Annotated in this window: 2 protein-coding genes; both read right to left on the bottom strand. The window is 64.2% G+C overall.

The window, feature by feature from the left end; all coding sequences use genetic code 11:
* Positions 1–62 precede the first annotated feature (62 nt).
* On the bottom strand, positions 63–812 hold the full coding sequence (locus RMN84_RS03295; RefSeq protein ID WP_309610782.1) for an electron transfer flavoprotein subunit beta/FixA family protein: 750 nt from the start codon (positions 810–812) through the stop codon (positions 63–65).
* Positions 813–842: 30 nt separating this feature from the next.
* Complete coding sequence (gene sucC / locus RMN84_RS03290; protein ID WP_309610781.1) at positions 843–2,042, bottom strand: ADP-forming succinate--CoA ligase subunit beta; 1,200 nt, start codon at positions 2,040–2,042, stop codon at positions 843–845.
* Between the last annotated feature and the right edge of the window lie 78 nt (positions 2,043–2,120).

Here is a 2,120-nt window from a genome sequence, read left to right as displayed (position 1 = left end):
GACCGCGACCAGAGTCGGATCCTTGACCACGGCACCATCATGTTCGACCAGAACCAGCGTCTTCATGCGATCACTCCCAAAGCCTTGAGTTTGGCGACCAGTTCATCGACCGACGCCACCTTGATCCCGGCCACGCGCTTGGCCGGTTCGATCACTTTAAGCGTTTCGAGCCGCGGTGCGATGTCGACGCCGTAATCGGCGGCGATCTTCTGCGCCATCGGTTTCGATTTCGCTTTCATGATATTGGGCAGGCTGGCGTAGCGCGGTTCGTTGAGGCGCAGATCGGTCGTCACGATCGCTGGGGTGGCGAGCTTGACCGTCTCCAGCCCGCCGTCGACTTCGCGCGTGACGCTGACATGGTCGCCGTCGACATTGACCGCGCTGGCGAAGGTGCCCTGCGGCCAGTCGAGCAGCGCAGCGAGCATTTGCCCGACCTGGTTGCTGTCGTCGTCGATCGCCTGCTTGCCGAGGATGAACAGGCCAGGCTGCTCCTCGAGCGCAATCGCCTTGAGGATCTTGGCGACGGCAAGCGGCTCGACGTCGTCATCGCATTGAACGAGGATCGCGCGGTCGGCACCCATCGCCAGCGCGGTGCGCAGCGTTTCTTGCGCCTTGACCGGCCCGATCGAGACGGCGACGACCTCGGTCGCGACGCCCTTCTCGCGGAGGCGCAACGCTTCCTCGACCGCGATTTCGTCAAACGGATTCATCGACATCTTGACGTTGGCGAGGTCGACCCCGCTCCCGTCCATCTTGACGCGCGGCTTGACGTTGTAATCGATCACCCGCTTAACCGCGACCAGCACTTTCATCCGTTCGATCCTCTCAATCACTGTTGACAGTCAGGCCGCCTTCTTCACTTCCGCCACGATCTTGCGCGCCGCGTCGCCCAAATCGTTGGCGGCGACAATGGGCAGGCCCGAATGGGCGAGGATGTCCTTGCCCTGCTGGACATTGGTGCCTTCCAGCCGAACGACCAGCGGCACCGAGAGGTTGACCTCCTTCGCCGCCGCAACAATGCCGTCGGCGATAATGTCGCACTTCATGATGCCGCCGAAGATGTTTACGAGGATGCCCTTCACCGCCGGGTCGCTCAAAATGATCTTGAACGCCGCCGTCACCTTCTCGGTCGTGGCGCCGCCGCCGACATCGAGGAAGTTCGCGGGAAAGGCGCCGTTGAGCTTGATGATGTCCATCGTCGCCATCGCGAGACCGGCGCCGTTGACCATGCACCCGATGTCGCCGTCGAGCTTGATGTAGGCGAGGTCATATTTCGACGCCTCGATCTCGGCCGGATCCTCTTCGGACAGGTCACGCAGCGCGGCGAGGTCCTTGTGGCGGAACATGGCGTTGCCGTCGAACGCGACCTTGGCGTCGAGGACGAGCAGCTTGCCGTCGTCGGTCACCGCCAGCGGGTTGATCTCGATCTGCTCGGCGTCGGTGCCGAGGAAGGCATCGTAGAGCTTCGACGCGGTGCTCGCCGCCTGCTTGGCGAGGTCGCCGGTCAGGCCGAGCGCGGCCGCGACGGCGCGGCCATGGTGGGGCATGAAGCCGGTCGCGGTGTCGATGGTGACGGTGTGGATCTTCTCGGGTGTGTCGTGGGCGACGGCCTCGATGTCCATCCCGCCTTCGGTCGACACGACCATCGCCACCCGGCCCGAATCGCGGTCGACCAGCAGCGCGAGGTAATATTCCTTCGCAATGTCGACGCCGTCGGTGAGGTAGAGCCGCTGACCCTGCTTGCCATGTTCGCCGGTCTGTATGGTGACGAGCGTCTTGCCGAGCATCTCCTCGGCGTGGGCGCGAACTTCCTCGATCGATCGGGCGAGGCGGACCCCGCCCTTGGCATCGGGGCCCAATTCCTTGAACTTGCCCTTGCCGCGGCCGCCGGCGTGGATCTGCGCCTTGACCACCCACAGCGGGCCGGGGAGCTGCTTCGCCGCCGCGACGGCTTCGTCGGCGGTCATCGCGGCGTGACCGGCGGGGACAGGCACGCCATATTTGGCGAGCAGCTCCTTGGCCTGATATTCGTGGATGTTCATGGCGCGTCCCGAAGCTGAAGTTCGCCGCCCTTAAGCATGACTCCGCGTGTGATGCAAAACGATCCTCCCCAGCATGGG

The organism is Sphingomonas sp. (genome assembly GCF_031380695.1).
Classification (GTDB): domain Bacteria; phylum Pseudomonadota; class Alphaproteobacteria; order Sphingomonadales; family Sphingomonadaceae; genus Sphingomicrobium.
Note: the sequence above shows the minus strand (reverse complement) of the source record. Positions and strands in the feature narration are given on the sequence as shown.

Bases quoted from the DNA above. Each gene is read 5' to 3' on its own strand.
- RMN84_RS03295 (WP_309610782.1), bottom strand. From the start codon at position 812: ATGAAAGTGCTGGTCGCGGTTAAGCGGGTGATCGATTACAACGTCAAG.
- sucC (WP_309610781.1), bottom strand. From the start codon at position 2,042: ATGAACATCCACGAATATCAGGCCAAGGAGCTGCTCGCCAAATATGGC.